Origin of the sequence: Lentzea indica, from assembly GCF_012184385.1 — a bacterium.
In the GTDB taxonomy this organism is placed as follows: Bacteria; Actinomycetota; Actinomycetes; order Mycobacteriales; family Pseudonocardiaceae; genus Lentzea; species Lentzea indica.
In genome coordinates this window covers 1-5,209 of sequence record NZ_VSRL01000403.1, presented here as the reverse complement: position 1 = coordinate 5,209, position 5,209 = coordinate 1, and the positions used below count along the sequence as shown (strand labels likewise).

The 5,209-nt window shown below is 70.3% G+C and carries 3 protein-coding genes and 1 pseudogene; 2 read left to right on the top strand and 2 right to left on the bottom strand.

All coding sequences use genetic code 11. The annotated features are described in order from the left end of the window. Positions 1–8: 8 nt before the first annotated feature. Positions 9–1,658, bottom strand: a pseudogene (locus tag FXN61_RS47020) (glycoside hydrolase family 15 protein); the annotation flags it as partial. 207 nt (positions 1,659–1,865) lie between these two features. Between FXN61_RS47020 and FXN61_RS47015 the strand changes: the two are divergent. Beyond that, positions 1,866–3,314, top strand: a complete 1,449-nt coding sequence (locus tag FXN61_RS47015; protein WP_167980276.1) for a sigma-70 family RNA polymerase sigma factor — start codon at positions 1,866–1,868, stop codon at positions 3,312–3,314. A 54-nt stretch (positions 3,315–3,368) separates the two neighbouring features. Continuing rightward, the gene (locus FXN61_RS47010) at positions 3,369–3,842 is read left to right on the top strand and encodes a hypothetical protein (protein ID WP_167980275.1); all 474 of its coding nucleotides are present in this window, start codon (positions 3,369–3,371) and stop codon (positions 3,840–3,842) included. Here the strand turns inward: FXN61_RS47010 and FXN61_RS47005 are convergent. Further along, positions 3,828–5,209 (bottom strand): tetratricopeptide repeat protein (locus FXN61_RS47005; RefSeq protein ID WP_167980274.1); only part of this gene is annotated, 1,382 nt, incomplete at its 5' end. The two genes, FXN61_RS47010 and FXN61_RS47005, sit on opposite strands and share 15 nt — an antisense overlap.

The window sequence follows — 5,209 nt, the reverse complement described above, 5'->3', positions numbered from 1 at the left end:
GGCACGGGTCATCCCTGATCGAGCAGGCGGGCGCAGCGGATCAGGCCCAGGTGGGAGTAGGCCTGCGGGTGGTTGCCCAGTGACCGTTCCGCGACGGGGTCGTACTCCTCCGGCAGCAGCCCCGTCGGCCCAGTCAGCCTGACGAAGCTCTCGAACAGCTCCTCGGCGTCCGCGCGGCGGCCAACCTTCAGGTAGGCCTCGATCAGCCACGCCGTGCACAGGTGGAAGCCGCCCTCGTCGCCGGGAAGACCATCGTTGCGCAGGTAGCGGTAGACGGTCGGCCCGCTGCGCAGAACCTCCTCGACCGCGACGACCGTGGAGCGGAAGCGTTCGTCGTCGGGGTCCAGCAGGCCGGACAGGCCCACGTGCAGGGAGGCGGCGTCCAGGTCGGTGCCGTCGTAGGCGGTGGTGAAGGCGCCGACGCCGGGGTTCCAGCCGTGGTCGAGCACGTCGGCGGCGATGGTGTCGCGCAACGAGAGCCAGCCGGGGTCGGCCGAACGGCCGAAGCGGGTGGCCAGAGCGATGGCGCGATCGAGCGTCTGCCAGCACATCACGCGTGAGTAGACGCGGTGGCGCGGCACGTGCCGTTCCTCCCAGATGCCGTGGTCAGGCGCGTTCCAGCGACACGTCACGGCGCGGACCATCGCCGTGACGACGTCCCAGTCGCGGTCGGCCAGGGTGCCGCGGGCCAGCGCCAGGTCGTGGACGAGATCGGTGATCGGGCCGAAGACGTCGAGCTGGACCTGGTGGTCGGCGAGGTTGCCGACGCGGACGGGGCCGGAGCCCGCGTAGCCGGGGAGGCTGTCGATCACCAGTTCCGGGCCGAGGGCCGTGCCGTGCACCGTGTAGAGGGGGTTCAGGTGTTCCGGGCCCGGGATCGTGGCGAGCACGCCGTGCAGCCAGCCGAGAAAGGCCTCTGCCTCCTGCGTCGATCCCAGTGACACCAAGGCCTGCACGGTGAGGGCGGCGTCGCGCAGCCAGCAGTAGCGGTAGTCCCAGTTGCGGACACCGCCGATCTGCTCGGGCAGCGAGGTCGTGGCGGCGGCGAGCACGGCGCCGGTGTCGCGGTGGCACAGGGCGCGCAACGTGAGGGCGGATCTTCGGACCAGATCGCGCTGGGTCGCGGGCAGTCGCAACGCCTCCACCCAGCCGAACCAGTCCTCTTCGGACGGTCGGGCGCCCCAGCGCAGTTCGAGGACGGCGGGCGGGGCGATCACCGCAGTGGCCGTGCCGTCCTCGATCTGCCATTCCACGCCAGGGGAACACAGCTCGATCGGCGTGCCTGCCACCCGGAGACCGTCGGTGGTTCGTTCGAGCCGCACGGCCGCCTGACCGAAGTCCGGGCGTGGCGCGAACTCCACGAACGCAGGAACTCGGCCCTCGACAGAACGCACGAGACCGCCAGCGAGCCGGTCGGTGACCTGCAAACCCGTCCAGCGGGTCTGCACGGTCATGGTGCCGGATACGTACCGTTGGCCCAGCGGCAGCTGGTCCTTTTGCGGCCTGACCGAGAAATGACCGTCACCGCCGAGGAGTTTGGCGAACAGCGCCGGGGAGTCCGGTGCGGGGTGGCACAGCCACGTCACGTCCGCGTCCGGCGTGACCAGGGCGAGGGCGCGCCGGTCGGAGAGCAGGCTGTGCCGTTCGATCGGCACGGCCGTGCGTATCGGCGCCAGTTGGGTCAGGAAGTCCGTCACGGCAGGCAACGTAAGTACGCACCAGGGCCATCGGACCTGTGTTGGTCAAGACTTAGGCCCGTCCTAAACCTCTTTTATTACATCAGTTTCGTATGCGTGGATTGTTCGCGTTGAGTCATCTCGATAGGGTCCGCGTATCGGTACTGGGCATGACGTAAGGCGGCATTCTTGATCGGGCAGCGTGGACGACCGCCGTCGGACGCCGACCTGATCGATGCCGTCCGCGACGGCAAGGTCGAGGCCTACGGCAAGCTCTACGAGCGCCACGTGCGGTCCGCCACGATCCTCGCGCTGCAGCTGTCCACGTCCTCCGCCGACGCCGACGACCTCGTGGCGGACGCGTTCGCCAAGGTCCTCGCCGCCCTGCGCACCGGTGGTGGTCCTGGCGCGGCGTTCCGGCCGTACCTGCTCACCGCTGTGCGCCACGCGGCCTACGACAGGACCCGCAAGGAAAAGCGGCTGGAGCTGGCCGGGAACGTCGAGGAGGTTCCCGGCGCCACCAAGGTGACCAGTGTGCCGTTCCGCGACAAGGCGGTGGAGGATCTCGACCAGGCGCTGGCCGCCACGGCGTTCGCGTCGCTGCCGGAACGGTGGCAGACCGTGTTGTGGCACACCGCGATCGAGGGTCAGTCACCCGGCGAGATCGCGCCGCTGCTCGGACTGACCGCGAACGGCGTCTCCGCCATGGCGTTCCGCGCCCGCGAAGGCCTGCGCAAGGCGTTCCTGCAGGCGCACGTGGCCCAGGAGCCCGCGGAACGGTGCCGTGCGACCGTGACCAAACTCGGTGCCTGGACGCGCGGCGGGCTCAAGGGGCGCGAGGCCGTCCAGCTCGACGCGCACATGGACGACTGCGCCGAATGCCGCGCGCTCGCCAGCGAACTGGCCGACGTCAACGGTGCGTTGCGCGGCCTCATCGCACCGATCGTGCTCGGCACGGGCACGGCCGGCTACCTGGCCGCGGCCGCGACCAAGGGTGCGGCCGTCACCATCAGCGCTACCTCGTGGTTCGGCGTGGCCGCCTCGGCCGCCGCCGTCGTGGTCGTCGCCGCGTCGGGTGTCGTCAGCACCGACAACCCGTCCACATCCCCCGGTGCCGCTCCCGTGATCACGTCGAGCACCTCGGTCGGGGCCGCGTCGACCGGTTCCCCGTCCAACGTTGTCCCGACGTCCGGCAGCGCGCCGACGGGCAGTTCCGCCGGGTCCGCGCCGGGCAGGTCGAGCGCGGTCAACGAACCGGCGACCACCACGTTCACTCCCGCCGGGGACAGCGAGTTCTCCTCGTCGGCGCCCAGCACCATCGCCATGACCACCGAGGGCCCGCCCCACGAGATGAACATCAGCATCACCAACACCGGCTCGGCGCCGACGACGTTGCCAACGTTGACGTTGACCATGCCCGACAAGATCAAGACGGTCGGACCTGGCAAGATGTCCGCCGGGTTCGTCGGCTGCCCTGCGGGCAAGGGCACCGTCACCTGCGAGGGCGGGGAGACGATGGAGCCGGGCGAGACGATCACGTTCAGGGCGCGCCTGCAGGCCGGGAACAAGGCGGGGGACGGCGTCATCACCGGTACCGCGGGGCCGGTGCAGGTGAGCATCACCGTCACGATCGCGTAGCCGGCCGGTCCTGTTTGGACTGCGAGACCGGCGGGAACGACGCACCATGAGCGGGTGGAAGAGCTCACGGCGGCGCTCACCGAGCTGGAAGCGCCGTTCCGCACGCTCGTGGACGACTCGGAATGGGCGCACGCGAGCATGGAGGGACTGGTGCTCGACGTCGGCAGGTGGTGGTCCGCCGACGATGAGACCCGCCTCCAGCCGCAGGTGACCTTCAGCGTCGCTTTCAGTGAAGCGGCCCGCCTGCGACACGGGGTGTACGTCGAGGGGTACGTCTGGGTGGACGGCCGGGCGGTCGCCGCCGCGTGGTGCGGGCAGGGCGACAAGGTCGTGTACGGGCCACGGGCGGAGGCGTACCTCGGGGTGCCGTTGTCGCCCCACTTCTGCCGCCGGGTCCAGCAGCGCAACGGCACGGCCGCGGTGCTGATGAGCAAGCACCCCAAGCTGTTGCCGTTGCTGCGGGACGGGTTGCCGCGCGGCGCGGTGCTCCCGGGAGGGCGGCCGGGACCCCGTTCAGTCGGTGCCTAGCGCCGCGAATCTCTCCTCGGCCTCTTTCGCGTGCCGTGCTGCCTCCACCGGATCCGCGACCGCCTTGGCGAGGTGCTTGTGCGCGTTCGCGGCCTCGCGCCGGTCGTCGATCCGCTCCGCGAGGTCGAGCGCCTCACGCAACGGCGCCAGAGCCTTCTCGGGGCGCCCGGCGGCGGTGAGCACCTCGCCGAGGTAGTTCAGCACAACGGTTTCCGTCGTGACGTCACCGATCGCGCGAACCGCGGCCAGCGCCGACGTCAACGCGTCCAGCGCCTCCTCGTGCCTGCCCATGGCGTGCAGGATCATGCCCAGCGCGCTCTGGGTGTCCGCCTCGTCGCGGCGGCTCCCGAGCTCGCGCATCAACGCCAGTGCCGACGTGCAGGCCTGCAGCGCCTCGTCGTACCGGCCGAGCGCGCTGTAAATGTTGCTGACGTTGCTCATCGCCTGGGACTCGAGGTGCCGGTCGCCGAGCTGACGAGCCACCGTGATCGCCTGTTCCAGCAGATCGGCGGCCTCGGCGTGACGGCCGAGCGTCCGGTACACAAGGGACAGGTTGTTCAGCGTGCCCGCCACGCCCTGCAGGTCGTCCTGCTCGCGCAGCATCTCGATCGCACGCTCGTTGTAGTAGATGGCGTCCTGGTACCGCGCGGTCTGCCAGAACACCATCGCGTAGTTCTTCGTCGTGAGCGCGAGCGCGAACGGCTCGTCCTTCGCGGCCTCCAGCGCCAGTTCGTTGATCGTGGCCCAGTCACGCGTGTGCCCGCGCACCATGCAGAAGAACGTCATCGCGCGTGCGAGCTGCCACGTGTGCGTGCGCCAGTCACCGTCGAGGGACAGCGCCACGGCGGCGACGAGCGTCTGCCGTTCGGTCTCCAGCCACTCCACCGCGTGGTCGTAGTCGCGCAGCACGAGCCGGTTCGCGGGCCGGTAGGTGATGTCGACCTCGAACTTGCGGGCGGCGGGCGACATCAGCCGCGTCGCCTGGTTCGCGGTGTCCAGGAAGTGGTCGAGCAGCCGGGTCAGCGGCTCGCGCGACGCCTCCACCTTGGACTGCGCGTACTGCCGGAGCAGGTCGTGCATCCGGTAACGGCCGAGCGTGGTCGCTTCGAGCAGGTGGACGTCGACGAGATCCTCGAGCATCCCGTCGCACTCCAGCAGGTCGAGCTCACCGAGCGCGGCGGCCTGGTGGACGTCGAAGTCCGTGCCGTGGTGCAGGCCCAGCAGGGCGAAGAGCCTCTGGTGCCCGGCGGGGAGCTGGCCGAACGACAACGCGAAGACCGCGTCCAGTTCGGATAATCGTCCCTCGCGCAGCCGGGTCGCGAGGTGGGCGGTCGTCCAGGTCGGCCGGCTGCGCAACCGGCCGGCGG